The 19,806-nt window shown below is 39.1% G+C and carries 17 protein-coding genes; 9 read left to right on the top strand and 8 right to left on the bottom strand.

From position 1 onward, the window contains the following. Positions 1 to 2: 2 nt before the first annotated feature. The 7 genes from MTF66_RS05325 (at position 3) to MTF66_RS05295 (ending at position 8,974) form a co-directional block, all read left to right on the top strand. Positions 3 to 1,814: a sugar transferase gene (locus tag MTF66_RS05325; protein WP_248526650.1), complete on the top strand. Its 1,812-nt coding sequence runs from the start codon at positions 3 to 5 to the stop codon at positions 1,812 to 1,814. A gap of 186 nt (positions 1,815 to 2,000) precedes the next feature. Further along, positions 2,001 to 2,321 (top strand): STAS domain-containing protein, encoded by a 321-nt coding sequence (locus tag MTF66_RS05320; RefSeq protein WP_054561490.1) that lies wholly within the window; start codon positions 2,001 to 2,003, stop codon positions 2,319 to 2,321. 8 nt (positions 2,322 to 2,329) lie between these two features. After that, on the top strand, positions 2,330 to 3,187 hold the full coding sequence (locus MTF66_RS05315; protein WP_248526649.1) for an OmpA family protein: 858 nt from the start codon (positions 2,330 to 2,332) through the stop codon (positions 3,185 to 3,187). A 1-nt stretch (position 3,188) separates the two neighbouring features. Continuing rightward, the gene (locus MTF66_RS05310) at positions 3,189 to 5,255 is read left to right on the top strand and encodes an SLBB domain-containing protein (protein ID WP_248526648.1); all 2,067 of its coding nucleotides are present in this window, start codon (positions 3,189 to 3,191) and stop codon (positions 5,253 to 5,255) included. Next, on the top strand, positions 5,252 to 5,950 hold the full coding sequence (locus MTF66_RS05305; RefSeq protein WP_248526647.1) for an AAA family ATPase: 699 nt from the start codon (positions 5,252 to 5,254) through the stop codon (positions 5,948 to 5,950). The genes MTF66_RS05310 and MTF66_RS05305 overlap by 4 nt, the downstream gene beginning before the upstream one ends. Positions 5,951 to 5,958: 8 nt before the next feature. Further along, positions 5,959 to 7,416 carry a SpoIIE family protein phosphatase gene (locus MTF66_RS05300; protein WP_248526646.1) on the top strand — a complete coding sequence of 486 codons (1,458 nt, stop codon included), beginning with the start codon at positions 5,959 to 5,961 and terminating at the stop codon, positions 7,414 to 7,416. Positions 7,417 to 7,519: 103 nt separating this feature from the next. Further along, positions 7,520 to 8,974: a sigma-54 dependent transcriptional regulator gene (locus MTF66_RS05295; RefSeq protein ID WP_248526645.1), complete on the top strand. Its 1,455-nt coding sequence runs from the start codon at positions 7,520 to 7,522 to the stop codon at positions 8,972 to 8,974. Here MTF66_RS05295 and MTF66_RS05290 read toward each other — a convergent pair. After that, a complete protein-coding gene (locus MTF66_RS05290) occupies positions 8,943 to 9,977 on the bottom strand; it encodes a glycosyltransferase family 4 protein (RefSeq protein WP_248526644.1) in 1,035 nt (344 codons plus the stop codon). The genes MTF66_RS05295 and MTF66_RS05290 overlap by 32 nt on opposite strands. Before the next feature lie 20 nt (positions 9,978 to 9,997). On the opposite strand from MTF66_RS05290, the gene MTF66_RS05285 reads away from it, so the two are divergent. After that, positions 9,998 to 10,330 (top strand): Hpt domain-containing protein, encoded by a 333-nt coding sequence (locus tag MTF66_RS05285; protein WP_054561483.1) that lies wholly within the window; start codon positions 9,998 to 10,000, stop codon positions 10,328 to 10,330. Here MTF66_RS05285 and yvcK read toward each other — a convergent pair. Next, on the bottom strand, positions 10,295 to 11,200 hold the full coding sequence (yvcK, locus tag MTF66_RS05280) for a uridine diphosphate-N-acetylglucosamine-binding protein YvcK (protein WP_055021332.1): 906 nt from the start codon (positions 11,198 to 11,200) through the stop codon (positions 10,295 to 10,297). The genes MTF66_RS05285 and yvcK overlap by 36 nt on opposite strands. 172 nt (positions 11,201 to 11,372) lie before the next feature. Between yvcK and MTF66_RS05275 the strand changes: the two genes are divergently transcribed. After that, positions 11,373 to 13,343: a response regulator gene (locus MTF66_RS05275; RefSeq protein WP_248526643.1), complete on the top strand. Its 1,971-nt coding sequence runs from the start codon at positions 11,373 to 11,375 to the stop codon at positions 13,341 to 13,343. 41 nt (positions 13,344 to 13,384) lie between these two features. Here the strand turns inward: MTF66_RS05275 and MTF66_RS05270 are convergent, their stop codons facing one another. The 6 genes from MTF66_RS05270 to MTF66_RS05245 form a co-directional block, all read right to left on the bottom strand. After that, entirely contained in the window at positions 13,385 to 14,707 is a 1,323-nt protein-coding gene (locus MTF66_RS05270; RefSeq protein WP_248526642.1) for a Na+/H+ antiporter family protein, read from the bottom strand. Positions 14,708 to 14,715: 8 nt separating this feature from the next. After that, positions 14,716 to 16,656, bottom strand: coding sequence for a DUF3488 and transglutaminase-like domain-containing protein (locus MTF66_RS05265; protein ID WP_248526641.1), 1,941 nt, complete (start codon positions 16,654 to 16,656; stop codon positions 14,716 to 14,718). Between the two features lie 2 nt (positions 16,657 to 16,658). Further along, positions 16,659 to 17,618 carry a DUF58 domain-containing protein gene (locus MTF66_RS05260; RefSeq protein ID WP_248526640.1) on the bottom strand — a complete coding sequence of 320 codons (960 nt, stop codon included), beginning with the start codon at positions 17,616 to 17,618 and terminating at the stop codon, positions 16,659 to 16,661. Positions 17,619 to 17,621: 3 nt separating this feature from the next. Continuing rightward, positions 17,622 to 18,515: a MoxR family ATPase gene (locus MTF66_RS05255; protein WP_248526639.1), complete on the bottom strand. Its 894-nt coding sequence runs from the start codon at positions 18,513 to 18,515 to the stop codon at positions 17,622 to 17,624. 7 nt (positions 18,516 to 18,522) lie between these two features. After that, positions 18,523 to 18,918, bottom strand: coding sequence for a response regulator (locus MTF66_RS05250; RefSeq protein ID WP_054553848.1), 396 nt, complete (start codon positions 18,916 to 18,918; stop codon positions 18,523 to 18,525). Between the two features lie 287 nt (positions 18,919 to 19,205). After that, positions 19,206 to 19,802 carry a hypothetical protein gene (locus MTF66_RS05245; protein WP_248526638.1) on the bottom strand — a complete coding sequence of 199 codons (597 nt, stop codon included), beginning with the start codon at positions 19,800 to 19,802 and terminating at the stop codon, positions 19,206 to 19,208. Positions 19,803 to 19,806 lie beyond the last annotated feature (4 nt).

Genomic DNA, 19,806 nt, shown 5'->3' with positions numbered 1-19,806 from the left:
CCATGACTATTTTTACTACATTATTTATCATTTTAATGTGTATTGCTGCGTATCATCATATTGGCTACCCATTATTACTAAAGTGTGTTGCAAGCAAAAAGCAAAAACCAAGCAAGCAAACCGCTTTTGAAGACAACTACACACCGAATATTGCTGTTTTGATGTGTGCTTACAATGAACAACAGCATATTGCAGAAAAGCTTTATAACTTAGCATCACTAGTATATGACACTCATCATTATTCTATTCATGTTTATTTTGATGGTTGCACCGATAAAAGCTATCAACAAGCTCTTAAAGCACAGCAGGTATTACATAAGCAAGGCGTGCAGTGTTATTTTCACCATCGTGATGAAAACCAAGGGAAAGTACAAGGGTTAAATACCTTGATGGGGATGGCGAAATATCACAATGATATTTTACTGTTCACTGATGTTAGTGCTTTATTGAGCATTGATGCATTAAACAAAGTAGCTAAGCAATTTAGTGATCCGCAAGTGGCAATTTCGACAGGCGTTTACACCTTAGATGAAAATGCACCAGATGCGCAAAAAGCCTACTGGCACTACCAAAACCAAGTGAAAAAATCAGAGTCAAACCTAGGCGCTGTGATTGGCGTACCAGGGGCAATGTTTGCAATGCGAGCTGAGTATGCAAATGAATTAGAAAAAAATACCATTAACGACGACTTCGTGCTATCAATGAAAGCTTTAAGCAAAGGCGGTAAAGCCGTTGTTGATGAAGACGTAGTCATTTACGAGCGCGAATGCGATGAGCAAAGTGAAGATTATAAACGCCGAGTAAGATTAGGTGCCGGTAATTGGCAACAAATAAAAGCGCTGCTTTTATTACTTAACCCGCGTTTAGGCTGGACTTGTATGAACTTTTTCTCGCACAAAGTATTACGTGGAGTTATGCCAATTATTTTAGCCTGTATTTATGCTTGTGTATTTATAGAGGCTTTCGTCACGCAATCTGTATGGTCACAATTGATTGCTACAGGCATTTTGTCACTTCACGCAGTACAAGGGGTTAAAACTATATTCGCCTTTAAAAAACGCATTCCTATCGTCGATAAAGTTAATTATATCTTAAATAGTTACTTTTTAGCACTTTGGGGGATCATTCGTTATGAACAAGGTTACTTCGACACCCCTTGGCAACGTGTAAAATCTGCGAGTAAAGCACAAACCAAGTCTGTTATTAAAGTCATAAAACGAAGCTTAGATATTGCAGGCGCTTTATTTGCGTTAAGTCTAGTTTGGCCTGTATGTTTAATTGCAGCGCTGGCTATAAAGCTTACATCTAAAGGGCCTATCATTTTTAAGCAACTAAGAGTGGGTGAAAGCTCAGATGACTTCGTTGAGTTATTTTATGTTTATAAGTTTCGCTCTATGGTAGTTGATGCTGAGTCACGTTCTGGTGCTGTATGGGCCAGTAAAGATGACCCAAGAATAACGGCAGTAGGGCGCTTTATGCGTAAAACACGAATTGACGAACTTCCGCAATTAATTAATGTGCTTAAAGGCGAGATGTCATTAATTGGCCCAAGACCAGAGCGCCCTGTGTTTTATGGTAAATTAGAAAAAGACATTCCTTATTTTTGCCAGCGTACTTACGGGGTTAAACCAGGTATTTCTGGTCTTGCTCAAGTGATGAACGGCTATGACGAAACCATAGACGATGCACGTAGTAAAATTGGCTGGGATTACGCCTATTCACTGAGTATGTCATCACCTCTTGCTTGGGCGAAGCTTGAGTTTTCAATTGTGATTAAAACATTACAAGTTGTCTTTACAGGCAAAGGGCAGTGATACCAATCCACGTCTTTTTTACCAAATAAATTAAGCAAATCACGTTGCATAATGCAAATTAACAGCAAAAAGTTAATTGCATTATGCATCGCTCCATCATTTAGCCTTTAAATTTCAAAACCTTATAAACTGGCATTTTAGTTGTACTAGTTACTATGACTAACCAATTTAACTAAGGTGAAGATCATGGCTAACAACACATCATTTTCTAACGATACCAAACTAATTTCACTACCTAGTGACTTTTCTGGTCTAGCCGTCGATGGCTTTAAAGATCAGTTTGAAGAAGTTGCACATGGCAAACAGCAAAGTGTGGTACTCGATTTTAGCTCTACTACGTTTATTGATTCATCTGGCATTGGTGCCATGGTGTTCCTATACAAACGCATTGAGAAAAAAGGGCAAAAGCTATCACTGCTTAATGTTTCTGGGCAACCACACAAATTAATGAGTCTATTAAGAGTTGATAAGACGATTCCATTTATCGAACAAGCTGATATCGCGTGAGGTGATTTATGAAGCACATACTATTTACAATCATTTTGCTAACGCTTGGTGGATGTGCTTCTTGGCCTGATGAGGGGCAAGGAGGCTGGGCTGAAAAATATCAAAATTATCCGCTTACTGATGAACAACACGAGATGATTTTCGACACACAAGAAACCGTGGTGCTAAGCGAATTTGAACATCATGTTTTAAAGTTAGATTTATTAAAAGCACAAGGGATACAGCAATGTATGCCAGCACAACTGCTAAAAGCACAAATATACGAAAACCGTATAAGACGCCTAATAGCAGCACAAATGTGGTCTGATGCTGAGCATGATTTAATTATTCACTATCACGGTTTAAATCAGCTTGCGAAGCACTTTGAAACTGTTAATGCGATGAGCCAATGTGCAGGCGTTACTGATACTGAAAAAAACATGACAGCATCACTTAAAGACCAGATCACTGAGCTTTTAAATAGTGATAACCAGTTCTCGCTGAATGATTTTCAGGTTACTCCTAAATACATCACACGTTTAGCACAAGCGGCTGACTTAATTAAACAAGTTGATGAGGTTAACTTACTGCTTGTTGGTCATGCTGACATTAGTGGTCAGCAACAAAACAACTATGAGTTAGCACTTAAGCGTGCCGAAACAGTAAAACACTGGCTAGGTATTTATGGGGTAAACCCAGCAACAATAACAACCTTAACGCAGGGTAGTCTAACACCGTACAGCGACGAACCTGACTCACGCTCAAAACGTCATTCAGATAGACGAGTAGAGGCAATTATTATCGACATGAGTGACGATAAAGCCACTAAACAAAAACATGCATTATCCAGCTGGACCAAAATCTTAAATGGTCCTAAGGAGCAATAACATGAAACAGTTAATCTTACTTTGCTTACTTATATTTGCGTTACCTACTTTCGCAGAAGAGATTGAAGTCGGTAATAAACTTTACTTATACCTACCAGGTGAAGCTGAATTTAGCGAACCGTTTGAAGTTGATAAAGAAGGGGCTATTACCTTACCAGAGCTAGGTCGTTTTAAAGTAGCAGGCTTACAGCTAGATGATGTACAAAGCCAGCTACACACAGCATTAAGTGAAATGTATGTGGCGATGGATGACTTTTATGTCGAAATTCATTCACGAGATATTTTCATCAATGTTATGGGCTATGTGAACGACCCATCACAAGTAAGTATTCCTAAAGATGGCAACATTCAAATGGTCATCGCCCGTGCTGGCGGCTTAAAACCAGGCGCTCAATTAGACCGCTTACAAATTCGCCGTGGCACCGAGATGATTGAGTTTAACTATAAAGCCTACCTAGATTCAGGCAACATTGACTTATTACCTGCATTACAAAGCGCTGACACTGTCTTTGTGCCAGTGTCTCCGCTGTTAGGTAACGTACAAATTGACTTTGATGCACAGACTTTAAGTGCATCAGGTGATGCAAGTGATAACAGTGCCATTACTTTGCTTGGTGAGGTGCACAATCCTGGTAGCTTTTCATTTAAAGAAAACATGAGTGTACTTGATGCGCTAATGCGTGCTGAGGGTGTAACCCGCTATGCAGATGTAACCAAAATTCGCGTTATCGTTGATAAAACCCCAGTCGTGTTCGATTTAAAAGCGTATTTAGATAAACCTAATAACGACACTATGCCAGAGCTAAAAGCGGGTTCTACTATTTATGTGCCTATCATGGTTGATGATGTAAATACCACTTCAAGAACAGTTTATATCATGGGCGAAGTACAAAAGCCGGGCGCTTATGAAGCAGGCGAAAGCACCAGCTTTTTAGATATTCTGGCTAATGCAGGTGGCCCAACCCGTTTTGCAGAAACTCGTCAGATTAAAATCTTAACTCCAGCAGGAGAAAGCATCTTATTTGACTTACAAGGTTACAGCGAAGGCATAGTTACAGTAAAAGTGCCAAGCCTTAACCCGGGCGATGTGATTTTTGTACCAGAGAAAACCGATCAAAACGAAAAAAGCTGGTTAAAAGTACCGCCAAAACGTGCCATCAAAATTATCGGTGCCATTTTATCTCCGGGTCGTTATGAGTGGAGCCCTGAAATGGACTTTACTGACTTACTTGCTCATGCCGGTGGCCCAACTAAGGGTGCCAATATCAATGATATTAAAATTGTAAGAAACGGTGAGGTGACCAAACGTTTCGATTTAGAGCAATACACTATTAATGATTCGGGCAAATATGAACTGCCAAACTTAATGGCTGGCGATACTATTATTGTTGAAGAGTTACCGGTTGACCCTGCAGACAATAAATCTCAATGGATCCGTCAAGAATCAAGCAAGTCTATTTACATTATGGGGCAGGTGGGCTCACCAGGTCGCTATGCATTTAATACAAATATGCACTTTATCGACATTTTAGCCGCTGCTGATGGCCCTACAGATAACGCTGACTTACGCAATATTCGTATTACTCATCGTAACGGCAATGCAGCAAGAGTCAGTAAATTAAACCTTGCACTGTATTTTGAAACCGGTGATGAAACCTTATTTCCACACGTTTTACCGGGCGATACCATCTATATCCCAGAAAAAGATAAAGACTGGTTACGTACGCCAAAAGAGCAAGTAGTTCGCATCATGGGTGCTGTTGAAAAGCCAGGTCGTTACAGCTTTGATGACACTATGACGGTACTTGACGTACTAGCAGAAGCGGGCGGCCCATCAAGCTCAGCGCTTATCGACAAAATCGTGGTGGTAAATCATTCATGCTGTAAAGAACAGTCTCGTGTATTTGATTTAGAAGAATTCGTTAAAAACCCTAACTCAGCGTATATCCCTGTGTTACGTGCTGGCGATACTTTATATGTACCAGATAAAGGCCAAGATTTAATGAGCCAGTTTAAATCAAACTTCTTAGATTTTATTACTGTTGTAGCTTTAGTGGTGGGCTTATGAAACTAATACCAGCGCAATACCAAGAACTTGAAGCCGTGTGTAACGAAATAGATAACAGTAAAGCCCGTTGCATCTGCTTTATTTCGTTAACCGGCAACGAAGGCTCTACATCACTTTGTGCTAGTGTTGCACAGCGCTTAAGTTTGCAAGCTGCCAAAGTGCTTATTATCGACTTAAATCCGTTAAATCCATTTAAGTTTGATGAGCCAAAAAACCCTGAGTCTTGGTGCTTTAGTGATATTTCGTGTCAGCTGAATATCATCAATACTGAACAGGTAGACCTACTCACCATGGCACACCTTAAAGAGCTTGAATCGGTGAAAAATAAAAGCGTACTTAATGATGCAATAGAACGCATAAAACAAGAGTATGACTATATATTTTTAGATATGAGCCCAGCTCTTAAATGTAATCGCGGTAACGTACCGCTGCATGCGCTTAGTTTATGTACCGAACTGACATTTTTAACGGTATCGCTTGGTTATAACGACGAAGAAGCTCTATGTCACGGTATGGCAAATCTTGAACACGCAGGCGTTAATAACGTAAAAATTGTTGTTGCGCAGCATCAGTTTGCTCCATTGGGTAGCCGCATCGTGAAAACGCTCAAAGCGTTTCAACCAAAATGGCCTAAACTCACAGATTACTTGTTAAACAAAATTATTAAACAGCGCTGGTTGTTTTTACCTTATTGAGAACATGAATGGACTGCTTATACCAAAAATCATTTAGTCTAGACTGGCCTACAGTCAGTGAAATTCGCCATATTTTAAAACATGTTTTGACGGCGATCAGTGTTAAAAATCAAGATATAGATGCAGCTGGGTTAGTAGCAACCGAATACCTAACCAATCTGCTACGCCATAGCCAAGAAACGTCAATGCATGTGCAGTTTGCTATGCATAAACTGCCCGATAAACAGCTGCTAATTGAATTTAAAGACAGCATGCCAAGCTATGATTTATTTAATCAACAAGCATCAGGGTGGCAATTAGACAGTGGTGAATTAGTGGAAGGGGGTATGGGCGTTGCACTCATCAAGCATTACTTTCCAAATGCTAGTTATAAAACTGTTGGCCAACAGAATACATTCTCTTTTTGTTTAACCAATATCGACAAGCGACCCACGCTTATCTACATAGACGATGATAAAGCACAACTTGCTTTGCTGAATGCTTATTTATCTGAGCATTTTCAGGTTATTTGCTGTGAGGATAGTGAATCGGGGTGGCAAGAAATTCTCACCTCTGGGGCAACAATTTTATTGCTTGATCATAAACTTAAAAATGGCACCAGTGAGCCATTACTTAAAAAGCTTAATCAATCCAACCTAAAAACTAATTTATCTGTGGTTATGCTGACAGGTGATGACAGTGATGAACTTATAAAACGTATAAACCTGTTAGGGGTTGATGATTATTTAGTAAAACCCGTAAGCAAAACTCGCTTATTGCAAAGTATCGAGCGCATTGTGCATCGTTTTTCTGCATTAAAGTATGTAATTAACGAAGAGCGCATGCAAACAAAGCAAAAAATAGGGGAGTTTAATGCCTATAATTTTGGCTCCATTATCAGCCAAAATGGGGGGGATTTTTGTATGTACCCCCACCAGCAGCAAGCGCCTGTGATCATTGGCGATATGATGGGGCACGGTATAACAGCACTAAAAGAAAGTTTTGCTATAAAGGGCTTTTTAAGTGGTTGTTTAGCAACAGAAATCCCGATAAAAAACGTTTTAACAACCTTAAACCAAGCCCTGTATGAACAGCGGTTATGTAAAACTAGTTTAGTCACTTTACTAATAAGTTTTATTGAAAATAACACACTTCACTGGTTTAACGCAGGCCACCCAGCCCCCTGTGTGATAACCAAAAATGGCAAATTGATCCAGCTAAGCGGCACTGATCCCTTACTAGGCCTTAGTGATGACCATGTTTATCAACATTATAGTTATGACTTAAATGACGTTGAACACATTTTATTATTCACCGATGGTTGGCTTGATAATCAGCAATTAAGCGATGTAGACCAAATTATTACTAAATTAACTGACGAAAATGTGCAAAGTGAAGAGTTTGCTTATGCACTTTGGCAGGCAAGCCAAGTTGAGTTAACTGCTGAAATAGACGATGCCTCGTTAATTGTGATCAATAAACACTAAAGTTTGAGTTTACAAACCAGTCAAATACACACTAAGCTACTAATAAGGAACTGTTAAATAATCACTTTATCTCAGCATAAAACGATAATAAAGGAAGTCTGTAATGCCACCTAAAATACTCATTGTTGAAGATACAGAATCGCTAGCGCTGATGTACCAATCATATTTGATCCCAACCGGGGTCGAAACACGCATTGCCTACAATGGTGAACAAGCCGTCGTTGCACTACAGGAATTTGAGCCTGATTTAGTGATTTTAGATGTTATGCTGCCAGATATGAACGGGCTAGATATTTTATCCTCTTTAGACCCTGACACAGCTCCACAAGTGATTGTTTTAACCGGGCATGCCACTAAAGAAATGGCAATAAAAGCCATTAAACTTGGTGCCAGTGACTTTCTAGAAAAACCAATCGAAGCCGATCGTTTTCGCATTACAGTAAACAACGCATTAAAACTTAAAGATTTAAAACAAACAGTCAAAAGCTATCAAACAACATACGAGAACGGTAAATACTATGATTTGATTGGTAGCTCATCAGAAATGCAATCTGTTTACCAAATAATAAAATCAGCAGCAGCAAGTAAAGCCACCGTGTTTATCACTGGTGAAAGTGGAACCGGTAAAGAGCTGTGCGCCCGTGCGGTACATTTAGCGTCACCGCGTGCGAATAAACCCTTTGTAGCCCTTAACTGTGCAGCTATACCAAAAGACTTAATCGAAAGTGAAATATTCGGTCACTTAAAAGGGGCGTTCACTGGCGCGATTGCCAATCGTGAAGGGGCTGCTGGCCAAGCTGACGGTGGTACGTTGTTTTTAGATGAACTATGTGAAATGGATATCAATCTGCAAAGTAAGCTACTGCGCTTTATTCAAACCGGTTGTTACCAGCAGGTAGGCAGCGAAAAAGAAGTTAAAGTTGATGTGCGCTTTGTGTGCGCCACCAACCGCGACCCATTATTAGAAGTGCAAGAAGGCCGTTTTCGTGAAGACTTATATTATCGCCTACATGTTATCCCTATTGCCTTACCACCGTTGAATCAGCGTGGCAAAGATGTGATCGAAATTGCCGATGCATTATTTAAAAAAATAAGTAAAGAAGAAGGCCGTGCATACAAAGGCATGTCAGAAGGCGTTAAAAATCTATTTTTGAGCTATGGTTGGCCTGGTAATGTTCGCCAATTAGAAAACACCATACGTAACATTCTCGTTTTGCATGATGAAGCCTACATTGAAGCGAGTATGATACCAGCACTACCAAACGCACAAAATCAATCACAACCAGTCGCAGCAACTGTTAATACTGTAACCCCAGAGGTGATGCCGTCACAAAGCTTTACATCGCCATCAATGGAAGCCGCTCCAGTAATCAGCGAAGTTTCAACAGTATTTTCTCAAGCTGATATTGAACCGCTTTGGTTGGTAGAAAAACGTTATATTGAGCAAGCCATTGATGCTTGTGATAACAATATTCCTAAAGCTGCAGCTCTTTTGGATGTGAGCCCATCTACGATTTATCGTAAAATTAAAAGCTGGGAAGAGATGCAAGTAAGCTAGAGCTATAGACTCTATCTAGCTGCTTAAATTGCTGCTCTCCAGAAAAACGTTGTTTAACAAGTCTTTGTGCATTGCCTAGCATGTAACTTCTTTGATCAACACTCAACATGAGTACGTTGTTTAGCTGTTTATGCATAGCATCGCTTGTACTTTCAGTCATCATTAACCCATTTGATAGGTGCTTTATTATCTGTGGTAACTGACCAACAGGCGATGCAATAACGAGTACCCCGTGTGCCATTGCTTCTAATGCCACCATAGGTAGACCTTCAGCCCGAGAGCAGATCACCAATACATCAAGTTGTTGCCATATTTGTTGTTGCTCACACTGGCCATGATAACTCACAGCTGACATATCAAGCTCATTGACCATAGGGCCATCACCAAACATATGAAATTTTAAGTTAGGTGTGTTGAATCGTTTGGCTGTTTCAATAAAAATGTCAGGGCCTTTTTCATGGGATAAACGACCAACAAATCCGACGTTTAATTGATCATTATTTTTTAGACCTAATACTTTAGTAGATTCATTTACTGGAATAAAATTTTCAAGTAATTCAGCATTGTAAAGCTCTTCGGTGAGTTTGCTAGAAACAGCAAAGTTAAGTGAAAAGTAACTTAGTAGTTTGTCGAGCTTATTGTAAAAATAAACATTACCCGTGCCTGATTCACCAGCATGATAGGTTGAAATACAAGGGCGGTTTTGCCAGCGACACACTAACTTGCCCATGATACTTGCCTTGTACCCATGGGTATGGAGTAACGCTGAGCGAGGAAACATTTTTAGTATTTCGTTCAAGCTTTTTAAATTTCCGCCAGCAAAACCGAAAGTGATATTTGCATTTTCTAAGCGCTTATATAATTCACGGTTATTATGATCTTGATAAAATAGTACCGAGCTCATAATATTATATCGTTCTAACAGCTTACTCATGGCAATCAAATGGCTTTCGATGCCACCAATTAAGCTTGAATCTACGAATAAAATAACACTATATTTCATATTCACTCCAAGGTGAGACCATGATAGATACTGCGACCTATACGCAATTACAACAGGATGTTGGTGACGACCTAGCAAAACAACTTTTGCAGGTATATATCACTGAGTCCCGCCAAATCGTTGCTGATCTTGCTGACGCAACGAAACAGTCCGAAATCGAAATAAATGCCCACAGTTTAAAAAGCAGTAGCCGTAGTTACGGGGCATTAGCCGTAGGCGGCCTTGCAGAACAAATTGAGCAAAAAGCGAAGGCATCACAATTTGACGATGAACTACAAAGCTTAATAGCCTTACTGCAAGACCAATTTGCACAAACGCTAACTCACGCGCAAAGTTTGATTGCTACTGACTAGTTCCTCAGCTTCTAGGCTTAACGGCATTTTTAATATTTCGCCAAATACATTACTTAGCTGCTCAATGTCGTGCTGCTGATTTGGCGATTTAACAACATCGTCAAAGTGAGACACAATTTCACTAAGCGCATCTAAAGAGATACTCATGTCACAAAACCGGTAACCAAGCATGCCTTCGAGCCAATCAACCGGTTGCATATCGAGCGATTTAATTACGCTGGCTTCTTTGGCAATATTTTCGATAAATAATCGGCATGCTGATGTTTGTTGCACCGCTTTAGCTATGTCTTCAACTAACATGGCAGGCATTACACTGGTAATTAAACTTCCAGGGCCAATTATTAGCATATCGGCGTTTTCAATAGCTTGAACCACACCAGGAGCAGCATTCACATCTTGTGAGAGCGTTAAATAGTCTGGGAGCTCTTCTTGTGAATCAATATCGCATTCACCAAATACTTTAATGCCTGATGACATAACCGCTAATAAATCAGTCGGTTCGTCTGACATGGGTAGAATCGTTTCTGAATTACCCAACATGGCATTGAACCATGCAACCGCTTGAGTTGCTGAGTTAGTTTGTTGGGTTAAGCTTAATAAGGCTAAATTACCTAGGCTGTGGCCATTGAGTTCACCTCCATCAAAACGGTGGTGAAAAACTTGATGGATTAATGAGTCACTATCAGCTAATTGCAAACAACAACGTCTAATATCACCAAGGGCAACTACATCTTGGCTTTGACGTAATTTACCTGTGCTGCCGCCGTTGTCTGTGGTTGCAACAATAGCTGTCAGTTCGGCGCAGTGAGGTCTAATTGCACTTAACATATGGGATAAACCGTGTCCGCCGCCTATGCATACTATTTTCATAACAGTCACCTTGATTAAACTTAATTAATATTTAGGTAGCACGGCCCGTACCAAGTATTAGAATTTATATAACATAATGAAATTTAATAATTTATTTTGATATTTTTATGGCTAAACTGAGAACTGTTTTCTATATTTGCAATATGCGATGCAATATTAACTAGGAATAGCAATGGCAGAGTTAAACTTAGAGCAATTACAACTTGAGCTAACGGCATTTCATGGCATAAACGATAGCCGTGCATTAAAAGCTCAGCTTGAAAAAGTGCTTCTGCCATATTTTTCGTTTAAAGAATTTTGTTTAATAAACTTCGAAGATTCAAAAGCATCCCTAGAAATGCGAACAATTAAATACATTGAATTTGACGAAACAATATTAAAGTCTAAGTTACAACAAGCGCAGTCACAGTGGTTACTTAATGAAGATAACTCGCTGTTTTATAGTAATGAGTTCGTAAATAACCTAATCTTTCATGTTGATATCTCTGAACACACAACGCAGTGCTTGGTGTTTTTTGATATAAAAGAGCAGGCTAGTTTTAATGATAAATCACAAGCCGCAATCAAGATTTTATTACAGCAAGTAGCGGTTCAGTTAGCTGCGCAAACAAGGCTTAACCGCCAAAAGTTTCACTCAACCTCTTTACTAACAAGATTAGGCGAGTTATCTGAGTTATTTAGAGACTTCGCTAGCGAATGGTTTTGGCGTACCAATAGAGATGAGCACTTTATTAATGTTTTAACTACCGCCAGCCACAGTAACTTATACAAACGCCATTTTTTACATAAAAATTTCGATGCCATCATCACTGAGCAGGAACAGAGTCAGTTAAAAAAATGGTCGCACTTTAAACACTTGCTGGCTGATCATGCTGAGTTTTTAGATTTTGAATTTGAAGTTAATTCGTCGCCTCCGGCCTGGGTCTCTTTGAGTGGTAAACCACAATTTGATTCAAGCGGGAAATTTCGCGGCTATTTAGGTATTGCCAAAGATATCACTGTAAATAAAGACCGCGAGCAAGCACTACAATTAGCAAAAGAAAAAGCAGAAGAAGCAAACCAAGCAAAGTCTCAGTTTTTAACGGTGATGTCTCATGAGATCAGAACTCCTATGAACGCCATTGTAGGCATGTTGGAGTTGTTAGCCGATTCAGAACTTAATGACAAGCAAACACGTTGGCTCGATTACGCAAACTCAAGCGCTGACTTATTACTTGATTTGATCAGTGATGTACTGGATTTTTCAAAAATTGAAAGTGGCTCGATGGAGCTTGATGTTAAAGCAACAGATATAAATGCGTTAGTTAAAAATATTACTGCACAGTTTCAAGAAACCACTCAAGGCTCTAATGTCTTGTTTACCACAGAGATAAGCGATGGCTTACCCAACAAAATTAATATTGATGGTGTTCGGGTCGGGCAAATTCTGTTTAATATTTTAGATAATGCCTTTAAGTTTACCAAAGTAGGCACCGTCAATTTCACAGCTGATTTCAATGACACCCATTTGTTATTTGAGATAGCAGATACAGGGCAGGGGATCTCTCAATCTCAAATAGCCAGCATTTACGATGCCTTTAAACAGCATGACTATGGTGTAAATCGACAAGTAGAAGGGATTGGCCTTGGGCTTAGCATTACCAAAAGCCTAGTTGATTTAATGAAAGGCGAGATTAGAGTAGCTAGCTCAATCAATATTGGCACTAAGTTTACCATTTATATTCCATATTCTGTTGTTGCCGATGATCAGCAATCAATAGAGCATGAGCAAACTCTTGAGCCAATGGCTATTCTTGTTACAGAAGATAACAAAACCAACCAAGTACTTATAAAAACCTTTTTAGAAAAGCTCAATCACCATGTCACCCTTGCAGATAATGGCCAACAAGCAATCGATAAAGTACAACAGCAAGACTTTGATTTAGTTCTGATGGATATGATGATGCCAGTGATGGACGGTATTACCGCAACTAAATACATGCGTGAAGAGTTAAAAATGACTTTACCTATTGTCGCCTTAACAGCCAATGCATCTCATCAAGATAAAGCCACTTGCTTAGAAGCAGGAATGAACAAAGTGCTGACAAAACCCATTCGCTTTCATGATTTAAACCGCGCACTGCGTATTTTGTTTAGCCAATAAAAAAGCCCCTAATGGGGCTTTTAACAAAAAGTAACTCGACTTTACAACACCATTGCCGCAACCCAGCCAGCAACAAGTAGCGGAATATTAAAATGGATGAAAGTAGGTACTACTGAATCCCAAATATGGTCGTGTTGACCATCTGCATTTAGCCCAGATGTTGGGCCAAGTGTTGAGTCAGAGGCAGGAGAGCCTGCATCACCAAGCGCTCCAGCAGTACCAACCAGTGCTGCAGTAGCCATAACAGAAAAGTTTAATTCCATACAAAGGGGTACAAACAGGGTGGCTATAATTGGCACTGTCGAAAACGAGCTACCAATGCCCATAGTGATTAATAGCCCAACGAGTAAAATTAATGCTGCGGCAAGGGGTTTGTTACCTTCAATCATTCCTGCGGCAGAGCTAACTAATGAAGCAACATCACCCGTTGCTTTCATCACCGAAGCAAAGCCTTGCGCCGATATCATAATAAAGCCAATCATCGCCATCATAGCAATGCCTTTGCTAAATACATCGCCGTTTTGCTCAAGTTTTACAACACCAAATAAGGTAAATATAGCTACCCCAACAAGACCACCTAGGATCATAGAGCCGCTAATATTTTGTGCCACTAATGAACAAAGTACGGCGGTAATTCCCACTGCTAACACCTTTTTAGGTTGCTCAATTACAACCTCTTGCTGTTGCTCTGTTAGGCTGTGAGACTGATAACTACGGCGTTTTCGATAAGATATAAACACCGCAACCAATAAACCAAATAACATTCCTATGGCTGGAATGATCATTGCCATCGGCACTTGAGTATTAACAATCTCTAAGCCATTTTCAGTGAGGTTTTTGTGTAGTATCGAGTATAAATAAATGCCACCAAAACCATAAGGTAGCACCATATAAGAGGTGGCTAAGCCGAAGGTTAAGATACACGCAATGGCACGTCTATCAAGGCGTAACTTGTTGAACACCACAAGTAGAGGCGGAATTAGAATTGGGATAAAAGCTATATGTACGGGTATCAAATTTTGCGACGAGATCGCACACAGCAAAATAATACTCAATATAAGATAACTAAGCGTCGTTTCGCCTTTGTGGCTATTCTCGTTTACTTGCTTTAGTAACTTAGACGCTAAAATACGTGTTAAACCAGACTTAGAAATAGCAACCGCAAATGCACCTAACATCGCATAGCTAAGTGCTATTTCAGCGCCGCCCGATAAACCATCATTAAATGCATTAACGGTTTGTGATAAACCAAGCCCTGCGGTCAAACCCGCAACAATTGCGCTTACCGTCATCGCCACAATGACATTAATTCGACAAAGTGTCAGGATCAGCATCAACATAACGCCGACAATTACTGCATTCATATTGTTCTCTATTTGGCTGTTTTGAGAGAGTTTAACAGAACTCGTACGCGGTTTTTGCGATTTTGGTTATATGATTGCTGTTGATAACGTACTTCGATGATTATTTGCTCAAACTCACTTAAATATGCCTCTGTTCTAGGCTTTTGCTGTTTAATTAAAGCAATATTTTGTAGTGGCGTGTTGGTATCAACTGGCTCAATGCCTTGCTTTTTTGCCCACAGATAAAGCTTAGTGATGTCATCAACCAGCGGCTCTCTACTTCGAATAGGGCGTTTGTTATATAAGAAATAGCCAGTAAAGCTCAGTAATAATGTACCTAACACAATTAAAGGTGTTAACCATGCTGACTTATTACCAAACAGTGAATCAAATAAACTTTGTTGTGATTCTTGGTCAAACGTAAGCACCCAGTTAGTCCATTTATAGTCGAGCTCTTCAAGGTGAATTCGCAGCCAGTTTATTGCTTTAAAGTGGCTCCAGCGCTTTAGGCCAAAGTTAAGATTGTCGTTAAAGCTTTCGTTTAAATCACCCAGTTGTGATAACGAACCGTTTAAACGTTCCGGGGCAACAACAGCGGTAGCATCAAAAATATGCCATTTTTCATCAAAGAACACTTCAACCCAAGCATGGGCATCGTATTGATAAATGTTAAGCGTAGCGGCTTTAGTTTGTTCTCCTCCTAAATAACCAGACACAACACGGGCAGGGTAACCGGCAACACGAAACATGAATGCAGCGGTGCTGGCATAATGGCCACAAAAGCCACGTTTGGTATCAAACACAAACTGGTCTAGCGTATTATCACCATACATGGGTGTAGGGGTTAATGTGTAAGCAAACTGTTGCTGATTAAAGTAATCTAGTAGCGCGTTAAAGTAAGCTTGCGCATTTTCATGCTCAGCAGCCAACTCGTTTGCCAGTGCCGTTGTTTGTGGATTAGTTGTTTTCGGTAAGCGGGTATATAAGCGTTTTTCAAAGTCATTTAGACTTAGCATAGCCTCACTACTGGTTACCGCGTATTTAATGTTTTTGTTTAAGTTACCTTTACGTTTTAACAAGCCATTGTAGGTTGAGTGCACATCAGAATTAGCACTTTGCGCAAAGCCAAGCCCAAACAACCAATTAGAAGATGAGGGCTCTGCAATAACCTGATAATTAACGCTATTACTTTGAGTAATTGTACGCCTAATTGGGTTAAATTGTTGAGACTTTAAAATGTCCGATATTAGCCATTCACTACCATTAAACTCATCATGAATAAGGCTGCGCCAGTAATAGGGGGCTTGTAGGGCTTGCCCTGGCTGTTGCTCTACCCGAAAAACCAAGTCATCAGACTCAGCTAATTTCGCAATAGAAAAGGGGTTAACTTGCTCTGATAAACCCGTTTTAGCAAGCTTTGGCCCCGGTAGCTGCCAAAACGCTGGAATTTTAGGTAAAAATAAAATCAAAAATGCTGCTATGGGTAAGGCTAGTAGTATAGTTTTAAAACTTTGTTTGTTAGCGGCCTTAAAGCTTTGCGGGCTAGTTAAATAGCCAAGTACCGCGAAGTTAACAATATAAAGTACACTGACTACCAAGGTTTCAAATAACCCTTGATGAAACAAATACACCGTTGAAAGGTTAAAAAATACCAGTAAACACACAGTTTGATACTGTTTAACGGTTTTCGCTTGTAGCAATTTAAAGCTGCTAGCAAGTAGCATCATGGATACAAATAACTTGACCGTATCGCTCACTCCAACCAGAACAAATAAGGCAACTAAGCAAACCGCAGCCAAAATATTCGCCACCAACCCATTTAGTTTTTTATAAAATTTACCTAAAAACAGGTTTAAAAAGCTAAGGCCCGCCAATACGGCTAAGAATGGAGTAGGTACTTCAGTAAACAAAAAGCCACTAGTAACAATAAACAGCAGTGATAAAACGGTATTTATAAGCGGTGTATTCATAATTAAAACTCCGCTAATGCTTGTAGGCAGGCTTTTTGATGGTTGACCCCTTGACCTTTCGAAATGTGTTTATTGGGTAAGGTTAACGAAAACGCCATATGTTGGTCGGTTAATTGCTTCACCAAAAAACATAACTGGCTTAATCTATGCTCATTATTGCCACTCAACATATTGAAATTAAGTGCTAATTCCTGTGATGCGTCACTGGTAAATTCTTTCGTTAATAGTTGCTGAGTTTTAGCGTAGTGTTTCCACGATACCTTATTAAGCGCTGTACCTTGTACAAAAGGAGTAAGCTGATAAAAGTCATCATTACCGGCTTTAACTTGTGCGTTATCGCCGTCGTGTACGTCATTGTCATGGAGCTGAGTATCAAGCTTTTCAGTGGCGATAGGCTGTGGGTAAACATAAACCGTTTCGGTTGGCTCTATATAACTCCACACAGACACCAAACCAAATGGAAAGTGACTAATGATTTTTATTCTATCAAAGTCATATGCACCACGTTCACTGCATTTTAGCGCTATTTCAACGTTTTTCCTCTCTTTAATTTGCAGTGACACAGTTTCAGATTCAAGGTTGTCATTAACCAGTTTTATAAGCTCACAGTATGATTGTGCATGAATTAGAAAACGCCCAATAGGGGCTTTTGGCGCATAACTTTCATTAACGGATTGGTATTTAACCGACAAACCTCTCACATTTTTATAGCCGGTGAGTATCGCAAACACCAAAACAACCACCATTAAATACGCCATAGCTAAAATCAGGTTGTTTTGATAGTTAATGCCCATAACAAAGTTCAGTAAGGCAATTAGTAAAAACTGCCCACCAAGTTTTGATGGTAATACATAAATCGTTTTATGTTGAAGCTCAATTTCGTTGGTTTTATGCTTGTTTTTTAATAACTTATTAAAAACAGACTGACGAAATTGATCAATAAAAGCAGGGCGCTTAAACATGTTTTATAAGCTTACAGGCACATGTTTAAGTGCATAGCCGCTGTCACCAGCGTTTAAGCCAAGCCTGTGATCAGTCACACTAGGAAAAACCGCTTTTACATCTTCAGGCATTACAAAATCACGACCTTCAATATACGCCCATGACTTTGCAGCTCGGGCAAGCGCAATACTGGATCTTGGTGATAATGGGTTTACAAAATGGTTATCTTGGCGAGTAAACGCAACTAGCTCAAGGATATAATCAACCACCGAGTTGCTTATCGTTACTTTATTAATTTCTTTTTGAATAACAGCAAGTTGCTCAGGATTAATGCGAACAGGTAAGTCATCATAATTACGATTGTTTAGGCCTAAAATGAGGTTTTTCTCAGCTTGTTTATCAGGAAAACCTAAACTAATACGCATGAAAAAGCGGTCTAATTGTGACTCAGGTAACGGATAAGTACCAGATTGATGCACTGGATTTTGCGTTGCAATCACAAAAAATGGTGATGGTAGGGCGTGTTTAACCGAATCTACCGTCACTTGTTTTTCTTCCATTGCTTCTAACAGTGCACTTTGTGTTTTAGGGCCTGCACGATTAATTTCATCTCCTAATACAACTTGGCTAAATACTGGGCCTTGATGAAAAGTAAAACTATGTTCTTTAGCATCAAAGATGTTTGTACCAAGAATGTCAGAAGGTAATAAATCGCTAGTGAATTGAATACGTTGATATGACAAGCCAAGAACTGCGGCAAGTGCATGAGATAAAGTGGTTTTTCCCATGCCTGGTAAATCTTCAATTAACAGGTGACCTTTACTAAATAAACACGTAAGGGCGAGTTTGATTTGTTGTTGTTTACCAAATATAACCGTTGATAGGTCATCTATAATGAGTTGGATTGTCGAATTCATAAACTACTTAATTTGTTATGGTTTCCATCAATTCTAGACGTTTCATAACAGAGTCGACTTTTTTTGCGTTGAATGGTTTGGCGATAAAACCTTTAGCACCTAATTCCCAGGTGTTTTGAACATTCTCAAGACTATTATGGCCAGAGCACATAACAACATGAGTATGAGGATGGCGATCATTTAAGTATTCAAGAATTTCCGTACCGTCAGTGTTAGGTAGTTCAATATCAAGAAAGATAACGTTTGGCGACTTTTCTTCAATAACAGTTTTAGCTGATTCAAAATCTCGACTTTCTAAAATATCGTCAAAACCAAGACCAGTTAAAATTTGATTTAGATAGTCGCGGATATCTTGCATATCATCGATTATCAGAATAGGTTCTAACGGCTTCACAAATTCCATATCGTTTACATCTTATCGTTACATCTCAAGTTGATAGTTTTAATATAAGTCATGAGATAACTAAGCTCAAGAAACAAGCACTAATAAAATGAATAATATGATAAAACACCACATTAATGTCCGATACCGTCTAGTATTGGACTTAACATGCACAGAGAATAGGTATAGGTATGCACAGACACTTTACTTCCTATAATTTATATTACAGAGTTAAAAGAAAAGGGCGGAAAGCCCTTTTTTTCAATTAGTTAAAAAAACACTTGTTTGTCTTTTTGTCAGAACTAGTACTAATCTTCAGTCTGTTTTGTTAAGTCCAAAATGTCTTCAAAAAATGACTTATCGAAATCTAGATCAGTAGCAATACATGCTATTTTAATAATTTCCAAATAAGAATGATTTTTTCGTATTTCAAGCTTATCTTTATGTTCAAGCGCCATTATTAGTTTGTAGATGATTATGGATGTCTCAACTATTAACCTAGCAGAGCTGTACCTATCTAAGTAAATCCCACTGTTAACTTTAATATCCCTGTTTTGATATAAAGAATCAGTAATTAATACAGCAGTTTTTAATTGTCGATATAACTCACGATGAGGCTCACCCAGTCTAGGAATTAAGTTCATTTGAAGCTTAAAGAGATAATCAAAGTCAATTTCAAAAGGTAATGAAATACTTTTGATGCGAGGGTTTTCGTATTCATTAACTACAGCTTTCAATTGATAAAAATATCTTTCTTTTAAATCATCTAATTCTGCATAGTACATAACCTCCAACTTTGAAAGCTGCTTGTTCTCCTTATATTGCATTAATTTAAATGTAAGATAGGTAGCTATAGCTGCTGATGCAAGTCCTGCGAAAAGTGAATTCTGTAAAATAAATAACATAATT

Source organism: Pseudoalteromonas sp. 2CM39R (assembly GCF_023161845.1).
The sequence above is the reverse complement of the archived record's forward strand: the minus strand, read 5'-3'. Positions and strand labels throughout refer to the sequence as shown.